Below are 18,360 nucleotides of genomic sequence, written 5' to 3'. Positions count from 1 at the left end.
CTCCTTGAGGACAATTAATATGTTTCAATGGCTTTCAAATTGGGTTTTAGATGGACTTAAACACTCCCCAGAAATTCTATTATTTTTATCGTTAAGTTTAGGGTATTTAATTGGTGGCATTCGAATGGGTAAATTCCAACTCGGTGGTGTTGCCGGTTCGTTACTTGTCGCTGTTGCTTTAAGTGTTTTTGGCGTTACTATTGATGCTGGGGTTAAGTCGATTCTCTTTGCACTATTTATTTATGCTGTGGGTTATGAAAGTGGTCCTCAGTTTTTCCGTTCATTAGGTGTGAAAACATTACGCGAAATATTCTTAGCATTATTTATTGCTGTCGCAAGCTTTGTGACTGTTGTAATTTTAGCTAAAATATTCAATTTAGACAAAGGCCTTGCTGCTGGTTTAGCTGCAGGAGGATTGACCCAATCAGCCATTATGGGCACAGCCTCTGATGCATTAAGTCAGCTTGGATTAAGTGCTGAAGAATTAAGTAAAATGCAAGCTAATGTCACTATTGGTTATGCAGTCACTTATATATTTGGTTCACTAGGTGCCATTATAGTGTGTGTCAATATTCTACCAAAAATAATGGGTAGAGATATTGGCGATGATGCAATTAAAGCACAAGCAGAACAGCTTCATGGTTCGCTCTTATTGGGCAATGATCAAAATTTAGCTTTATCTGATATTAGTGGTCGTTTGTATCGTATTACCAATAAAATCAACCAAACTGTTTCCCATATTGAACAAGCTGTAAATGGTATCAGTATTGAACGTATTAAACGTGGCAATAAAATAATAGAAGCAACCCCTGAAACAGTATTAAAGTCAAAAGATATCATTCTGGTTGTGGGTCATCGTGACGCTATGATTAAAGCACAAGATCTACTTGGTAGCGAAGTAAATTCAGCATCAGGTATGGATGTAGTGATGAACAAACTAGATGTTGAAATGCGTAATAGCCGTTATGTGGATCAAAATCTTACTCAAGTACTTCAATCTGACGAAGTTATGAAATTAAAACATGGAATATACCTTTTGGCTATTCATCGTGATGGACAATCCCTTCCACTTAATAACGATATTAATTTAAAACTTGGTGATGTTATTACTATTTATGGTGCTGATGGTGATCTTCGTCGTGTTGTGGATAAAATTGGTGCTCCAATCACTAAAAGTGAAAAAACTGACTGGATATTTCATGGTTTAGGGCTTGTTGTAGGTCTTATTATTGGTTTAATCGTTATACGTGTTAGCGATATTCCTATTACATTAGGAGCTGGTGGTGGTGCGCTTTTATCAGGATTATTATTTGGCTGGTATCGCTCTGTTCATCAAACTATCGGTAACATACCAACTGGTGCTGTGCAACTTTTAAAAGATTTTGGCTTGGCAGGTTTTGTGGCGGTTGTTGGTTTAAGTTCTGGTCTTCAAGCGATTAATACTATTAAAGAACAAGGTTTATCCCTATTTTTAATTGGTGTTGTTGTTACTTTATTGCCAATGTTACTTGCCATTTATTTTGGTAAATATGTACTAGGCTATAAAAATGTAGCGGTGTTTGCTGGTGCTTTAGCGGGTTCGCGTAGTGCTAATCCTGCTTTTGGTGAAGTGCTAAATAAAGCCGGTAACTCAACACCAACCAACTCTTTTGCCATTACTTATGCTTTAGCTAATGTTTTCCTAACTTTATTAGGACCATTAGTTGTTGCTTTTGTTTAATTGATCCATCAAATTAAGGATACAAATGTATGAAAAACAAAACAGAATACAGTCAATATGCTAATTTAAGTCCTTTTGAATTAAAAGATAACTTAATTAAACTGGCACAAAGTCATACCGATCGCGTAATGTTAAATGCAGGTAGAGGCAATCCCAACTTTCTTGCTACTTGGCCTCGCCAAGCTTTTTTCCAATTAGGTGTATTTGCAACCCAAGAATCCGAAATGTCATTTTCATATTTAAATGAAGGTATTGGTGGCATGCCAATTAAAGCAGGACTAACAGGACGCTTTGAACATTTTATTTGCCAAAATTACAACACTCCTGGTGTTGCCTTTTTAGGTAAGGCATTTTCTTATATTCGTGATCAACTAGGGCTTGACGAAAACGCCTTTTTACAAGAAATGGTAGAAGGTATTTTAGGATGTAATTATCCAGTACCAGATAGAATGCTACATTTTAGTGAAGATGTGGTTAAAGCATATGTTTTACAACAAATGGGTGCTCAATATCTGGATCGTAATGATATAGATTTATTTGCTGTTGAAGGTGGCACAGCTGCCATGGCTTATATTTTTAACTCAATGAAAGAAAATGGATTAATCCAAAAAGGTGACAAAATTGCCATTGGCGCACCTATATTCACGCCTTATCTCGAAATTCCTGAACTTAATGATTACCAATTAGTTGAGGTATTAATCAATTCTGATCCTAACTCAAATTGGCAGTATCCTGAGTCAGAATTGCGTAAATTAGAAGATCCAGCAATTAAAGCCTTTTTTGTTGTTAATCCTTCAAATCCACCATCAGTTAAAATTGATGATAAAAGTTTAAAAATCATTGCTGAGATTGTTAAAAAACGCCCTGAATTGATCATTTTGACTGATGACGTTTATGGAACATTTGCCGATGATTTCCAATCTTTATTTGCAATTTGCCCTCAAAATACTATTTTAGTTTATTCATTCTCTAAATATTTTGGTGCTACAGGTTGGCGTTTAGGTGTTATTGCAACAGCACATGATAATGTAATAGATAAAGCCATTAAAGCGTTACCAAGCAAAACCAAACAGATCTTAAATAAACGATATAGCTCAATTGTTACTGACCCTGAAAATCTAAAATTTATAGACCGCTTAGTAGCCGATAGTCGTGCGGTTGCATTAAACCATACTGCTGGACTATCAACACCACAGCAAGTACAAATGGTATTATTTGCATTATGTGAAATGATGGATAGTGATCAAAGCTATAAAACAGCATTAAAATCGCTAATTCGACGCCGCGCAGCATCACTTTATCAACATTTAGGTCTTAAACATCAAACCGATGAAAACAGTGTAGATTATTACACTCTAGTGGATCTTGAACATATTTGCCGAGAATTATATGACGATAAATTTGCTAAATGGATCCTAAAAAATAAAAATCCATCTGAAATGTTATTCAGAATTGCTGATGAAGCAGGTGTTGTATTACTACCTGGTAAGGGATTTGCTGTAGAACATCCTTCTGCTCGAGCATCGTTAGCAAACTTAAATGAATATCAATATGCCGCAATTGGATTATCAATGCGTAAATTAGCAGAAGAATATTATGCTGAATATAAAGCGAAGAATTAATAGTCAAATATTTAAATCAATAAACTTAATTAATACCCTAGCTAGTCTAGGGTTTTATTCAACCAAAATGTTGTAAATTTTCTACTACCGATGTATCCAAAAGTAACAGTATTACGACAATCTATCTTTTGGGAAAAATATAAAATCAATATACTACCTGAGTTATGTAAAACGAAAAATAGACCTATCTTTATAACGTTTAAAGGTTAATATAACCATTTATACGTGTCGTCAAAATATGCCGACAAATAAGCGTGCATAACATGTCAAACAAGCATTTTGGAGGTGGAAGTGTTAGGTATTTTGTCAAGAATAAAAATATAGCTGATTTGTCAAAATCGAAATAAAGTCAAATATTATCATTCAACTACTTTGATCGTTTTTGATAAGTTAACACTAAACTTCTATCTTTAATTTATATATAATGTTGGCTCAATACTTAGATTGTAGATATCAATTTCGGAGCCTTTCATGCAGCAGTTTCGTCCTATCCGTCGTGCTTTACTTAGTGTGTCCGACAAAACCGGTATTTTAGAATTTGCAAAAGCCTTATCAGAACGTAATGTGGAACTCCTTTCGACTGGGGGAACAGCAAAATTATTAATGGAAAACCAAATACCTGTTATTGAAGTATCCAATTACACTGGTTTCCCTGAAATGATGGACGGGCGAGTTAAAACCTTACATCCTAAAATCCATGGGGCAATTTTAGGGCGACGGGGTATTGATGATGCTATTATGCAACAACACCAAATTGCACCGATTGATATGGTGGTTGTTAATCTTTACCCCTTTGCGCAAACTGTCGCTAAACCAGATTGTACGTTAGATGATGCGGTTGAAAACATTGACATTGGTGGTCCGACAATGGTTCGATCTGCTGCCAAAAATCATAAAGATGTTGCCATTGTAGTTGATTGTGGTGATTATGAAAATATCATCAATATGATGGATAGTAACCAAAACTCGCTTTCATTTAAATACCGTTTTAACCTTGCAATTAAAGCCTTTGAACACACGGCTAAATATGATGGTATGATTGCCAACTATTTTGGGCAATTAGTGCCACCTTACATGGGTGAAACCAATCAACCATCGGGCGAATTTCCTCGAACTTTAAATCTACAATTCATTAAAAAACAGAATATGCGTTACGGTGAAAACGCACATCAGCAAGCGGCTTTTTATGTTGAGCAAGATGTCAAAGAAGCCTCGATTGCAACAGCAAACCAGTTGCAAGGTAAAGCCCTTTCTTATAACAATATTGCTGATACTGACGCTGCGCTTGAATGTGTAAAATCATTTGATGAGCCAGCGTGTGTGATTGTAAAACATGCTAATCCTTGTGGTGTAGCGGTTAGTGATAATATTTTACATGCTTATGAAAAAGCCTTTAAAACTGATCCAACTTCAGCTTTTGGTGGCATTATAGCCTTTAATCGACAACTTGATGCAGATACCGCAAAAGCCATTGTTGATAAACAATTTGTAGAAGTAATTATTGCCCCATCAGTTAGCCAAGAAGCTTTAACCATTACTCAAGCTAAAAAAAATGTGCGTGTACTTGAATGTGGTGAGTGGTCAACACCAGCATCAGTAAGTTTAGATTTTAAACGTGTCAATGGCGGTTTATTAGTGCAAGATCGCGATCTAGGTATGATATCGCCAAATGAATTAACTGTAGTAACCAAACGTAAACCAACTGCTCAAGAGCTTTCAGATGCGCTATTTTGTTGGAAAGTGGCAAAATTTGTTAAGTCAAATGCCATTGTCTATGCAAAAGATAATATGACAATTGGTATTGGAGCAGGGCAGATGAGTCGTGTTTACTCTGCTAAGATAGCCGGAATTAAAGCTAAAGATGAAAATTTAAACGTTGCTGGATCAGTTGTTGCTTCAGATGCGTTTTTCCCATTTAGAGATGGAGTCGATGCCGCTGCTGCCGTAGGTGTGACTTGTGTGATTCAACCCGGTGGTTCGATTCGAGATGATGAAGTGATCCAAGCCGCAAATGAGCACAATATCGCGATGATCTTTACTAAAATGCGTCATTTTAGGCATTAATTGTGTGATCACTTTGTTAGTTTTTTAAAAATTAGTTATCTATATATATCTTTATATTATGAAAGGCATCTTAAAAGGATCTTTTATGAAAGTATTAGTAATTGGTAATGGTGGGCGTGAACATGCGCTTGCTTGGAAAGCAGCACAATCTCCATTGGTTTCTAAAGTTTTTGTTGCACCTGGCAATGCTGGTACTGCGCTGGAACCAAGTTTAGAAAATATTAATATCAAAGCCACCGATGTGAGTGGACTGCTTAACTTTGCCCAGCAACAGCAAGTGGATTTGACCATTGTTGGTCCTGAAGCACCACTGGTTATTGGCATTGTTGATAGCTTCCAAAAAGCAGGATTGAAAATCTTCGGTCCAACAAAATCGGCCGCTCAACTGGAAGGGTCAAAAGCTTTTACTAAAGATTTTTTAGCACGTCATAAAATTCCAACAGCTGAATATCAAAACTTTACTGAAGTTGAACCAGCAATTGCTTATATCCGTGAAAAGGGCGCACCGATCGTGATTAAAGCCGATGGACTTGCGGCTGGTAAAGGCGTTATTGTTGCCATGACACTAAAAGAGGCCGAAGACGCCGTTCGTGACATGTTAGCTGGAAATGCCTTTGGTGATGCAGGTCACCGAGTAGTGATTGAAGAGTTTCTCGAGGGTGAAGAATCTAGCTTTATTGTCATGGTGGATGGTAAACATGTAGAGCCAATGGCAACTAGCCAAGATCATAAACGTGTTGGCGATGGAGATACAGGCTTAAACACGGGTGGCATGGGCGCGTATTCGCCAGCTCCTGTTGTAACTGATGCGGTTTTTGCAAAGGTAATGGATGAAATCATTTATCCAACGGTCAATGGTATGGCGCAAGAAGGCAACGTCTATGTCGGCTTTTTATATGCTGGCTTAATGATTGACAAAAACGGCAATCCCAAAGTTATTGAATTCAACTGCCGATTTGGCGATCCTGAAACACAGCCGATAATGATGCGAATGCAATCAGATTTGGTCAAACTTTGCTTAGCGGCGGTAGAAGGCAAATTAGATACGGTCAAATCAAAATGGGATCCAAGATCCGCATTAGGTGTAGTGCTAGCTGCAGGCGGTTACCCGGGTGAATATCATACCCAAGATATAATTCTTGGACTACCGGCAGAATCAACCGAAGATTGCAAAATTTTCCATGCGGGTACTAGTTTAGAAAAAGGGCGAGTCTACACCAACGGTGGACGGGTATTATGCGTAACCGCACTTGGCAACACAGTACTTGAAGCTCAACAACGTGCTTATCAGCAAGCCAAAGACATCTATTGGCATGGTTGTTTTTATCGCCATGATATTGGCTACCGTGCAATTGAGCGGGAAAAAAATAAATAACCGTTTATGAAAAATTGGTTTATTAAAAAACAATAAATAAAAAGTTCAATAAAATCAATAATCTACCTGAATGTTTTTGCCTTGGGTAGAGTGTTTGATAGCGCTAAGTGCTTTATCATTTTGATATAAAATAGCTTAAATAGTATGATGTCACCGTTGCGATTTGCTACTCTCAAAGCTCAAAATATCAGAATTTTAGCTAAATTTTTAAATAAAAAATGTATCCTAAAAGCTGTCATAATCCTAAAACAATAACACTCACTTTTAACAAAAATTAACCAAAAATTATCTAAAAGCTAGCAAAAATTTACATAAACGGTTATAATTTCATCAATTTAAAATTAGTTAATTTAATTATAAGGTTAATATAGAAACCAATAAACTTAATCGACAGGTGGAACGTAATGCAGTATCATTTTAGACACAAGCAGAGGCAAGCCAATGTCTTAAATTTATTAAATAACCAAGCTAGATGTAGTGTTACACAAATCTTGTTTATCTTATCAAAGTTATCTTTAAAATTTTTATCGAAATCACTTGCTAAATTTCCGTTTTCATTGACACTACTACTATTATTGCCGTATTCATTGGAATCGCAGGCATTATCGGCCACGACTTCTAAACGTATTAATGGTACTGTACCTTATTTAACTTTTGAGGATGGTACTACCAAAGTGATTACAACAGATGACTTATTAAGTATTAGGTTATCAGATGGTCGTACACTCACACCGCAAAACAATTCTTCATCATCAACAAATCCCATTGAGCTACCCGCATCAGGTCAAAGTTTTGAAAATATTGACATGATAGTACCGACATCAACCAATTCTGTGAACCTTAGCGATTTAGTCGCACAGGGTAATTGGGGTGATGATGATGGTGATGGACAAGATGGCGGGGTAATGGCAGAAGGAAGTATAACGCTTAGTATCACAGATAAAAATAACCAAACGGTTAGTCGTAATGAAGTATTAACGATAAGTAATGCACCTTATAAAGTAAAATTAAGTAGTACAGGGGGATCTTTAAGCACACAATACGGGGAACCAAAAGCTAATACCTTCACAGAAGGTAGTGAAACATATTACATCAAACCAAAGGTTACAGTAGGCGTCAATTTCGTAAGACCTAATTTGCAATTTGGAACAGACATTTACGCGGGTCCAGCTTACGAATGGAACCCTGATAAAGGATTTTTAGTTCAACCAACCAATTCAGTATCATACGCGTTAAATTTTCCGACTACGGGTGCTGATGGATTATATTTTGATTTAGACATAGTTGGAGTAGATGCAAGTCAGTTGACTTGGGAGCCAGTCACGCATGAAGGAATAACCGCTACGGTGACAAGGACAACCGCTAGCGATAGTTGGATTCCTAATGGTTCAGAAACAGTAACGCGTGTTACTCTAACGGGTCCAGAGGCTAAAGCACAATGGGATAGTGCTAATCCAGATCCAATTACAATCCCAAATTTACCGAAAGAATTTGAATTAAAAGGCAAGGATAGTAGTGGTAATGTGGTGGTAAAATACGGATTTTCTTTGCAGAAGTGGTTTGTCAATCGAGGAATTAGATCAGATATCTATCCTAATAGCGTATCTTGGTGTAGTAGTTTAGGTTATCGAATTCCACAAATAAGGGATCTTACTAATACATACAGTTCTGCTTGGGGAAATGATTGGCAAGGAGCTGTACCGCCATCCTCTAATAATGGTTCTTACCAACGACGAATAGGGGCTGGATTAGCCACAGAGTGGGGTAACATGATGTATTATACTAATACAGGTTTTGAATACAGCATGTACAACTGGACTAGTGATAGTATAGGAGGAACAGGCTACTATATGTACACAGTGGATTTGTCGAATGGTATTGTTAACTACTCCACAAGCTTCTCTTCTATTGTTTGTGTCACTCCTTAGTTTTTTATATTTAACCTAAACTGAGGACACTCAACCAAAGAACAAGGTCCTGTGTAAGACCAGACGATACGCACAATAGATTTTAAAAGCTTGCGCTTTTTCTAATAAATAGCAAAAGCGCTTTGCAAAAATAAAAAACAAAATTTAACTTAACAAACGAAAGATAATCTATAACTATTTAATCCCATCAAAAAAAATAAAAATTAAATAAAATCAATAGTTTTCCTGAGGTGTTTTTTATAAGGTCATCTTAATAAATATTTTCAATGCTTTTCTTAAAGACTTAATTTTTTTTCTATTCATTATCAAAGTTTTTTGGATCACTATAGGTAATTTATGTATTGTATATAGTGAGCAATTACTTTATCGTCATCATTTTACTAATTCAAACTAATAATAGAAACTAAAGTTTAATTTCTTTATTTGCCAATGAAATAAAACACAATAGCGAAGCAAATGTCAGAATGGTTACAGTGCCCCATACCGTTCGCCATCCGTAGCTATGGGCGATATCAGCAATGATAATAGGAGTTAGAAACGAAGTGATAAATACGGTAGTGCCAATCATACCCAAGGCTGTTCCCGCACGTTCAATGCCCGCTTTAACTGCTACCTCGGTATAAGCAATACCGTGCCACGCATGGCCAAATAACCCCGTTAACACAATAAATATAATGCCGATATATGTATTACTCACCATTAAACAAAGCATTAAAGATGCCATTCCACCAAGTATGGCGTAATATTTTAATAAGGAAATACGATTCTTTTTTTTGTCTTTATAGTAACCTGACCAGATCCTGAGCAGCCCACCACCAATCTGAACACCAATAAGAATAATAGCAATTGATGCTAAATCAATATGTAGGTTATCACGCATATAGATGCTACCAAATGTGAGTACTGCCATTTGAGGTACCGTTAGAAAACCCGCAGCCATAACGACCCTCCAAACTGCCCCAGTTTTTAGTGGGGAGGGGATAGTGAGGGTTGATTTTGGTGTATATTTTGATTCACTATGTTTAGTGTTGATAAACAATACAACTACAAGACCAACGCTAAAGCCTGTGGTAGCTAATACAATAAACATCAGTTCAAATCCATATGAATAGGATAACCAAGGCAGTAGTCCAGTTCCAATCGCACCGCCAACTGGGATTGCGGTTTGACGAACACTCATAGCAAATCCACGTTCACTATCATCAAACCATGACATCACAGTTCTGCCAGATGATGAGTTAATACTACCGCTGAAAGCTCCTGTTACAACTAGTGCTACTCCCAAATGTAAATATTTAACACCACCACCAAGTGAAGCTTCTGGCGTGAGTGATATAGCGATTAAGGCATACATTATAGCTGACGACCATAACCCAAAAATCAAAACCTTTTTGTCACCTAATTTATCTGTCAAGATCCCCCAAATTATCTCTGAAGCTGCAACACCTAATCCCATTGCTCCTAAAACGAAACCAAGTTCGTATAATGAAAAATGATAAGCATCTCGCATTAAAATTCCAGTAATGGGTATGCCAGCAAAACCCATTGCAAATGTTGCTTGTGCCAGAACACCAATTCCAAGCACAAACCAACGATAATTATTTTTTTATCCATTTAATTTTTCCTTACTTAATTGCATACCAATTGGTATGTTTTGATTTGTGGTATTCTATTTATTTGTATAAGTAAAATTAAATAAATTTCAGTGAATTATTTGCATTTATTAATTATTTTAATTTTAATTAGTATATAGGGTGTTTTTTGTGTTACCGTACCAATTAGTATGTTTTATTAATATAATTGGAGGTAATAATGACTAATGTAGCAATTAATGGTTTTGGTCGTATTGGGCGTAGTTTTGTCCGTGCATTGCAGGATTGTTCACACGACATAAAAATTGTTGCGATCAATGATCTGGGTTCAATTGATCAGCTCGCTCATCTTTTAAAATATGACACAACATTTGGACGTTTTACTAAAAGTATTGATGTAAAAAAAGGTTGTTTAATTATTGACGGTCAAGAAATTGCGGTATATCAAGAACGTGATCCTGAGTCTCTCCCATGGGCTAAACATCAAGTTGATGTGGTATTAGAATCAACAGGTGTATTTAATGATGGCACAAGAGCACAGTCTCATATTAAAGCTGGAGCTAAAAAAGTGCTCATTTCTGCTCCAGCAAAAAATGTCGATTTAACTATTGTTCAGGGGGTGAATGAGCATTTATATAACAAAGATGAACACCACATTATTTCTAATGCTTCATGTACAACAAATTGTTTAGCTCCTTTAGTTAAAGTGTTACATGAGAATTTTGGAATTAAATCAGGCTTTATGACAACCATTCATGCTTATACGCAGGATCAAAATCTTCAGGACGCACCGCATAGGGATATGAGGCGAGCACGAAGTGCAGCGCAAAATATTGTTCCAACTTCAACTGGTGCTGCGCAGTCAATTGGACTTGTTTTTCCTGAATTAAAAGGCAAATTAGATGGTGGTTCGGTGCGTGTTCCTGTCATTACTGGATCCATGATAGATCTTACATTAAATCTAGAGAAAGAAGTGACAGTACAATTAGTAAATGATACTATCAAAAAAGCTGTAAACTTGAAAAAAATGGATGGTATTCTTGCCTATACAGAAGATGAAATTGTTTCTTCTGATATTATTGGCAATCCAGCTTCCTCTATTTTTGATTCTAAGCTAACTAAAGTAATGGATGGTACTTTACTCAAAGTTGTCAGTTGGTACGACAATGAATGGGGTTTTTCAAATCGTTTGGTGGATACCATTTTACAAATTAAATAATTAGTTAATTAAACATACCGTCAATTGATGGTGTGTTGAGTTATAGCAATATGAATAACGAACAAAAAACTAAACAAAATTCCAGAGAAAAGCTCATTATTGCTATGGCTGATCTCTTATTAGAAAAAGGTCTAGCAAATACTAGCCCTAAAGATATTTTAAAGCGGTCAGGTGTTGGACAAGGTAGTCTTTACCACCATTTCAACGGTAAAGAAGATTTGGCTTTATATGCTATAACTTATAATGTAGAACAGTTAATAAGCATAAATGCTTCAGTACTAAATACTGATACAAATGCTTATAATAAACTGTCAAATTTGCTATTAAAACCTCGTAATATACAACGAGGCTGTTTAGTTGGTCAAATGGCACGGGATCGGTCTATTATGACAAATCCTCATTTAGCGGCAGAAGTTACACGCGGATTTTTGACAATGAAACAAACGTTAGAAAATCTTATAAGAATGGGAATTTCGGATGGAAGTATTTCTAATATTCTTGCACCGTTAGAAGCAGTAACACTGATCATATCCACTTTGCAAGGCGCTTATATTTCAGCAAAAGGATTGCAAGATGATTCCTATTTTCACCTAACAATCAATCCGCTATTGAAAATATTTACGCCAAAATCATAACTCATTTTTTATTTATTGTTTTTCTCTATTTCACAATGGACATAAACCACTCCACCGTTTTTGGATCCTGATGCGAGAAGAATAAGCTATGACCTGTATCTAAAGCCGCTATACTTGCCATTTCTTGATTTGAAAGTGAGAAGTTAAATACATCAAAGTTTTCTTCCATTCGTTCTTTTCGGGTCGATTTAGGAATGACAACAATACCATTTTGAATCAGAAAACGCAGTGCAACTTGTGCAACTGATTTTTGATGTTTTTTGCCAATTTCAATAAGTACTGGGTTTTCAAAAAAATTGTTTTTACCTTCGGCAAATGGTCCCCATGATATTATTTGTGTATTTAGCTTTTGCATCACTTCGCGTGCTACTTTTTGTTGTTGAAATACATGTGTTTCAACTTGATTAGCCGCTGGTTTTATACGAACAAAATGGTTTAAATCAATAAGGCGATCTGGATAAAAATTGCTAACGCCGATGGCTTTAGCCTTGCCTTGTTCGTAAGCTTCTTCCATTAATCGGTAAGCATAATAGTAGTCATTAAATGGCTGGTGAATTAATAATAAATCAATATAATCTGTTTTTAATTTGCGTAATGATTCTTCTATTGATTGCTTGGCTTTGTAGTTAGCGTTGGTGATCCATATTTTTGTGGTAATAATAGTTCTTGGCGGGGAATGCCACATTTTGTATGGCATTGCCAACCTGACGTATTTTAAAAATTAAGACCTGTTTTAGATGGACGGTAAATCCATCTAACATTCATTATTTAGCCAAATTTAAAATATTAGCAATGACCTGCTTGCTATAAATGTCGCTCATTTGCCAATCAATAGCGTTTTGTGCTGCATTGTCTACGATCAGTTTTAGATCCTGTTGGTTAATATTAAGTTGCTCAAGTGTAGTTGGTGTGCCTATTTTGTCAAACCAGGCTCTTAATGCTTCAATACCTTGTTCAGCCGTTGATAAACCAAAAATCTCTTTAGCAAAACGTTGGAACTGTTTTGGATTACGATCGTGATACCAAGTCATCCAAGCTGGCATAACAACTGATAATCCAGCACCGTGTGGTACATCACAGATTGCACTCATTGCATGTTCGATCATATGGTTGGGGTAGCTAAAGCCAGCTGTACCTAGATAGGTTAAACCATTTAAAGCCAGCGTTGCCGCCCAAGCAAATTCACCACGTGCATCTAAATCATTGGGATTTTGTAGAAGTATTTCGGTGGTACGGATCACGGTTTTTATATTAGCTTCGATTTGTAAATTAATGAGTTCAGGCTGTATCGATGCAGTAAAGTACCCTTCAATGGAATGGGCGATAATATCAGCGGCCGAATACACTAGATAATCACAACTGATTGTGGTTTGAAGTTGAGGATTAATTACCGATACTTTCGGAAATAAACTAAAACCATGAATTGGATATTTTTGTTTAGTTTTTTCGTTTGTGACAACACCACCATTGTTCATTTCACTACCAGTTGCAGCTAAGGTCATTATATCAAATATATTAAGTGCTTTGGTTACTGGGGAGCCAGTAAAGAAGTCCCATACATCTCCATCGTATAAACTACCAGCGGCAATCGCTTTTGCACTATCTAAGCAGGAGCCACCGCCAATACTAAGTACGCTATCGGCGCCAAATTTTTTAGCGATAGTGATCCCCTCTTGAACTTTGCTTAAAATGGGATTACTTTTAATTTTACTACATTCGGTGAATTCAATGCCGTATTCACGCAAGCTTGCTGTTACATTATCAAATAAACCAGATTGTTTGATGCGATCACTACCAAAGACAATTAATACTCTCTTGGCACCAAACTCCTTCATATAGCGACCCATGTTTTTTTCTTTATCGATACCAAATTCTATACGAGTTGGATTTTGAAAACTAAATTCATACATCGTGTTATTCCTTATACTAGACGTTTAATAAAAATTAGTCGGTTAGATCCCACCAAAATTTTGCTGTGGCACCGCCATCAATTAACATATCACTACCAGTAATATAAGCTCCTTTTTCGGACATAATGAGTTCGGCTAGGTTAGCAATTTCATCTGGCGATCCACCACGACCTACTGGTAATTCTTTAAGCATTTTGCGGTAAAAATCTTTACGATCGCCATTGAGTTCTTCATTGGCTAAAGGTGTATGGATAATACCTGCACTAATACAGTTTATTCTTGCACCACGATGCCTCCAGTTGACCGCTTCTGCCTGCACTCTTAAGGCATTTCCTTTTTTGGCTAGTTGATAAGCTTTTAAACTATCATTTACTTCTTTAATAAAAGGTAAATTGAGTAATGCTTCTGTGGGTGTTAAGGCTAGGGCTTTAGTTTGTTCCAATGTAAGCGGGTCTAAGCGATGTGATGATTGTGAACCAATGACCAAAGCCGAACTACCTTTTGCCATTACCCCACTAAATGCATCAAATAACAGGGCGTTACCATATAAATCGACTTCAAAGATTCGCTGTGCAGACGCTTGGGAAGGCGATACACCAGCCGTGTTGACTAAGCCCATTATTTTGCCTAATCCAGTGGCCGTCTCTACCAGTTTATTGACCGATACTCGATTTGATACATCGCAAGCGATAGTATGGGTATTATATCCAGCATTACGCAGTTCTTGAGCCTGTTTTTCAGCATTTTCAATTTTTAAATCGGCTAATAACAGTACCTTACCCACCGCTATACGCCTGGCTATTGCTATACCTATTGCCCCAGATCCACTTAAAACAATAACTTCTTTTGACATTGTAGAGCTCCCTTTTAATTAGTTATATCGCAAATAATTAAACTTTGACTATACCTAAATTTTCACGCATGGCATATCTTAGATTTTTGATTAATTTATTAATTTAATAATAACGTCATTTTAACGAGAGCTTTTATTGAGATAAATGGGTGGTTGTTTTATAGTGTAGTGAATTAAATTCACTAATAAAATGCAATTATGTACAACCTTAATGAGTTAAATTACTTTATTACCGTAGCACAAACCAGCAGTTTTGTTAAAGCAGGGCAACGATTGGGAATTTCCTCATCAGCGTTAAGTCATAGTATGCGAAATCTAGAGACCCGATTAAATTTGCGTTTATTTAATCGTAATACTCGTAATGTATCACTGACTGAAGCAGGAGAACAACTATACCGAAAGCTATCCCCTTTATTTGACTCGATTAATCAAGAGGTGAACGCACTAAACAATTTTATTAATATACCTTCAGGAACGATCAGGATAAACGCGCCAAGTATCGCTGTAGAACATATTATTTATCCAAAATTACGCGATTTTTTACCCCGTTATCCGCTGATTAAGGTCGAAATTCAAGCCGATAATAGTTGGGCTGACATTGTTAAACAAGGTTTTGATATGGGATGTCGTTTAGGAAGTGATTTAGCCAAAGAGATGATTGCTGTAAAAATATCACCGCCCTTAAAAATGGCCTTAGTCGCTAGCCCTGAATATTTAATCGGAAAAGTGATACCGAAACAAATTAAAGAGTTAGATGAACATCGCTTAATTGGTATGAGAATATCCTCACAGCACGGAACTGAATTGCCATGGGAGTTTACGCAAGCAGGAAAGATGATTAAATATCATCCTCATTCACAATTTATAATTAATAATCATTTGCATAAGCAAGCAGCTTTAGATGGTTTAGGCATCACTTGGACGGCTAAAGCCGATGTTGAAAAGGAATTAACATCGGGGTCATTAGTTGAGTTGTTAACCGAGTTTGCTATCACTTATGACTCTTTTTACCTTTACTATCCAAGTCGCAAAGGACATTCAAATGTTTTTAAATTGATTATAGATTTGTTAAAGTGTGAGTAACAGTCTTGAATAGTTACTATAATTCATACAGTTAAATTCATTGTTAGAACATGCATTTCTAATTACAGAATTCATTATTTAAGTTTAATGTCCACGTAAAAAGCTTTATGTGTTCAATAGTGTATTTTTTAGTTACTCTAAAAAGTACACTATTAATAATAAATTATAGACTAGTATTTAATAGCAAAAAAGGGGCGTTTTGTGCCCCCTTTTATAATATTTTTATATATAATTTATAGCTGATTTCTATCAATTCCTCAACGTATAATAGGTAACAAATTAATGTTTGTTAAGTACTTCTAAAAAAGGCATGACACTGCTGTTTGGCATAAAAACTCGATCATTGTTTTTTTCTTTGTCAAGGATAGCTGGATCAATCTCATAACCTAACAGATTAGATAAAATATATTTATTCATAAGCCCACTTAAATAACCATCTGGTCCTCGAAATGATTCAATAAATTGACAATTATATCGTTGATTGGTTGATATAAACATAAAAGGGATTAAAAACTGGTCAATGTTGTCACCTATACCATGCCCAACATTCACAATTTCGCCATGATCCGAAGTGTAAATAATGGTATAGTTGTTACTATATTTATTGATAACATCATATAATGCTTTGATTGTACGGTCGGTGTGATGAATAGTTAAATCATATTCTTCGACATCAGGTAAAGCCAACTTATCAACTTCATCATAGCCTTTATAAGGTTGATGGCTACCGCGCAAATGCACAAAAATAAATTTTTTCGGAAAATTATCTTTTTGTAGCGTTTCTTCTAATAATTGACCTAAACTTATATCCAAAAGATCTTCACTAAAAGTGATAACATCGCTTTTACGTGCAATAAATCCAAATTTAGTATTAAATGTACCTTGAATTTTCTGCCCCTTAGAAGCTAACCAATAGGTTTTGTAATGATTGAATTTAGCCATCTCAATAATCGATTTATTATCAAATAAGTTATCATCACTTTCAGGTACATTGAATGAAAGTGTCATAGGTATAGAATCCCGAGTAAAGGCTGCCGTTGAGTGGCTATTTGAGATAATACATCCGCCATTTTGACTAAAAATATTGGACATAAAAGGCGTAGTTTGCTTATGATAACCGTAAGCGCTATAGCGGGTAACTAAAGATGATTCCCCCATGATAAATACGATCAAGTCGTTATCTGGTTTATTAGGTGGCAAAAGAACAGCCTCATTAAATTTTTCAATTTCATGGGTATTTGAATAAATATCTGTTGAAGCATAACTAGCTAAAAGATAGGATAAATTACCCAATACAGCAGGATAGTATTGACGAATTGTGCTAGCACCAACTTTATAGAAGCCTTGCTTAATATCACTCTTTAATGTTGAGAAATTTAATATATAATAAAGAAGGCAAAACAATATAAATACGTAAGCGGTTATGGGAATAAAAAGTTTAAATTTAATATGAACGAGTTTTTTAAGGATAAATAGAATAAAAAAAGTCACAATAAATGCAGGACCAGCTATAATTAAAACTTGTTTAGACATTGATAATACTTCGTGAGAGTTTGTCTCGACAATTGAATCAATCACTCCGTCTGATATCATTTCTCCATAAAAAATGAAATAATTAACTTCTGATAAAAAAAGGAATAATAATGAAAAGCCAAAGGCAACAATAATCTTATGACAACTACAAATACAATTATGTACTATCATAATAAAAATTAAAGTTGTTACTGTTGTAATATAGAAATACAAATCCCCAAAAATAGATTCAGCAGACTTATCATAAGAGCTATTATTGAAGTAAGACCAGATAGCACTGATAAATGTATATAGCAATAATAGTAACATTAGAGACAGAAATTTTTTTATTTCACATAATTTCATAAAATTTGACCTCATCTATATTTGTGTATTTGCTAGTTAAAGGTGGCGGTTAATTTTGTCACTCCAGTTTCCAAATATTTCTTGAAATATCTCCGAACAGCCCCCAAAATTCAATATAAAATATTTTCTAGCCTTGCGATACGCTTGTCTATTGTAAATTAGGGCTGTATTTAACATCAATTTTTGTAGTTTTTTTCAATGGTTATTTGTTAACATTGTTATAAACATAACGAGTTATTATTGTTAATTTTTGGTCAAATTATATTATAAAAACTCTTTATGTTTTTTTTATTGAAAACCTAGATTACACCATGAAGTGCAATTCTTCTTAACTCCTTAGAATAAAAATCGGCAGGGCTTTTAAACTTATGCCGTTTTCTTGGGCGTGTGTTCAACAGATATTGTATTTTCTTTATCTGTTTGTCGTCAACTAATGAAATGGCCGCTGACTTAGGTATAAACTGACGTATTAAGCCATTGG

The 18,360-nt window shown here is 35.6% G+C and carries 12 protein-coding genes and 2 pseudogenes; 8 read left to right on the top strand and 6 right to left on the bottom strand.

Annotated features, from left to right (window positions below; translation table 11 throughout):
- The first annotated feature begins 19 nt into the window (after nucleotides 1-19).
- The 5 genes from aspT to A9G38_RS08170 all read left to right on the top strand — a co-directional run bounded on the left by aspT (nucleotide 20) and on the right by A9G38_RS08170 (nucleotide 8,709).
- Entirely contained in the window at nucleotides 20-1,720 is a 1,701-nt protein-coding gene (gene aspT / locus A9G38_RS08190; RefSeq protein ID WP_034912713.1) for an aspartate-alanine antiporter, read from the top strand.
- A gap of 29 nt (nucleotides 1,721-1,749) precedes the next feature.
- On the top strand, nucleotides 1,750-3,342 hold the full coding sequence (locus tag A9G38_RS08185) for a bifunctional aspartate transaminase/aspartate 4-decarboxylase (protein WP_034912710.1): 1,593 nt from the start codon (nucleotides 1,750-1,752) through the stop codon (nucleotides 3,340-3,342).
- 471 nt (nucleotides 3,343-3,813) lie between these two features.
- Nucleotides 3,814-5,406 (top strand): bifunctional phosphoribosylaminoimidazolecarboxamide formyltransferase/IMP cyclohydrolase, encoded by a 1,593-nt coding sequence (gene purH / locus A9G38_RS08180; RefSeq protein WP_034912707.1) that lies wholly within the window; start codon nucleotides 3,814-3,816, stop codon nucleotides 5,404-5,406.
- A gap of 85 nt (nucleotides 5,407-5,491) precedes the next feature.
- The gene (gene purD / locus A9G38_RS08175; RefSeq protein ID WP_034912703.1) at nucleotides 5,492-6,781 is read left to right on the top strand and encodes a phosphoribosylamine--glycine ligase; all 1,290 of its coding nucleotides are present in this window, start codon (nucleotides 5,492-5,494) and stop codon (nucleotides 6,779-6,781) included.
- A gap of 404 nt (nucleotides 6,782-7,185) precedes the next feature.
- Complete coding sequence (locus tag A9G38_RS08170) at nucleotides 7,186-8,709, top strand: hypothetical protein (protein WP_034912700.1); 1,524 nt, start codon at nucleotides 7,186-7,188, stop codon at nucleotides 8,707-8,709.
- Nucleotides 8,710-9,112: 403 nt separating this feature from the next.
- On the opposite strand, the gene A9G38_RS08165 is transcribed toward A9G38_RS08170, so the two are convergent.
- A complete protein-coding gene (locus A9G38_RS08165) occupies nucleotides 9,113-10,294 on the bottom strand; it encodes an MFS transporter (RefSeq protein WP_051634233.1) in 1,182 nt (393 codons plus the stop codon).
- 224 nt (nucleotides 10,295-10,518) lie between these two features.
- On the opposite strand from A9G38_RS08165, the gene gap reads away from it, so the two are divergent.
- Nucleotides 10,519-11,520: a type I glyceraldehyde-3-phosphate dehydrogenase gene (gene gap, locus A9G38_RS08160; protein ID WP_034912742.1), complete on the top strand. Its 1,002-nt coding sequence runs from the start codon at nucleotides 10,519-10,521 to the stop codon at nucleotides 11,518-11,520.
- 50 nt (nucleotides 11,521-11,570) lie between these two features.
- Nucleotides 11,571-12,155: a TetR/AcrR family transcriptional regulator gene (locus A9G38_RS08155; protein ID WP_034912697.1), complete on the top strand. Its 585-nt coding sequence runs from the start codon at nucleotides 11,571-11,573 to the stop codon at nucleotides 12,153-12,155.
- 25 nt (nucleotides 12,156-12,180) lie between these two features.
- On the opposite strand, the pseudogene A9G38_RS08150 reads toward A9G38_RS08155, so the two are convergent.
- From A9G38_RS08150 to A9G38_RS08140, 3 genes and pseudogenes are all read right to left on the bottom strand, one after another.
- A pseudogene (locus A9G38_RS08150) lies at nucleotides 12,181-12,845 on the bottom strand (aldo/keto reductase); the annotation flags it as partial.
- A gap of 74 nt (nucleotides 12,846-12,919) precedes the next feature.
- Complete coding sequence (locus A9G38_RS08145) at nucleotides 12,920-14,065, bottom strand: iron-containing alcohol dehydrogenase (protein WP_034912694.1); 1,146 nt, start codon at nucleotides 14,063-14,065, stop codon at nucleotides 12,920-12,922.
- Between the two features lie 34 nt (nucleotides 14,066-14,099).
- Nucleotides 14,100-14,918 (bottom strand): SDR family oxidoreductase, encoded by an 819-nt coding sequence (locus tag A9G38_RS08140; protein WP_034912686.1) that lies wholly within the window; start codon nucleotides 14,916-14,918, stop codon nucleotides 14,100-14,102.
- A 198-nt stretch (nucleotides 14,919-15,116) separates the two neighbouring features.
- Here A9G38_RS08140 and A9G38_RS08135 point away from each other — a divergent pair, with 198 nt between their 5' ends.
- On the top strand, nucleotides 15,117-16,001 hold the full coding sequence (locus A9G38_RS08135; protein ID WP_034912674.1) for a LysR family transcriptional regulator: 885 nt from the start codon (nucleotides 15,117-15,119) through the stop codon (nucleotides 15,999-16,001).
- Between the two features lie 279 nt (nucleotides 16,002-16,280).
- Here A9G38_RS08135 and A9G38_RS08130 read toward each other — a convergent pair whose 3' ends face one another.
- Together A9G38_RS08130 and A9G38_RS12300 are read right to left on the bottom strand one after the other, a co-directional pair.
- Entirely contained in the window at nucleotides 16,281-17,705 is a 1,425-nt protein-coding gene (locus A9G38_RS08130) for a phosphoethanolamine transferase (RefSeq protein ID WP_176713250.1), read from the bottom strand.
- 473 nt (nucleotides 17,706-18,178) lie between these two features.
- A pseudogene (locus tag A9G38_RS12300) lies at nucleotides 18,179-18,360 on the bottom strand (IS30 family transposase); the annotation flags it as partial.

The sequence above is a fragment of the Gilliamella sp. Imp1-1 genome (genome assembly GCF_001690415.1).
Lineage (GTDB): Bacteria > Pseudomonadota > Gammaproteobacteria > Enterobacterales > Orbaceae > Gilliamella > Gilliamella bombi.
This window is presented reverse-complemented; position numbering and strand designations above follow the sequence as displayed.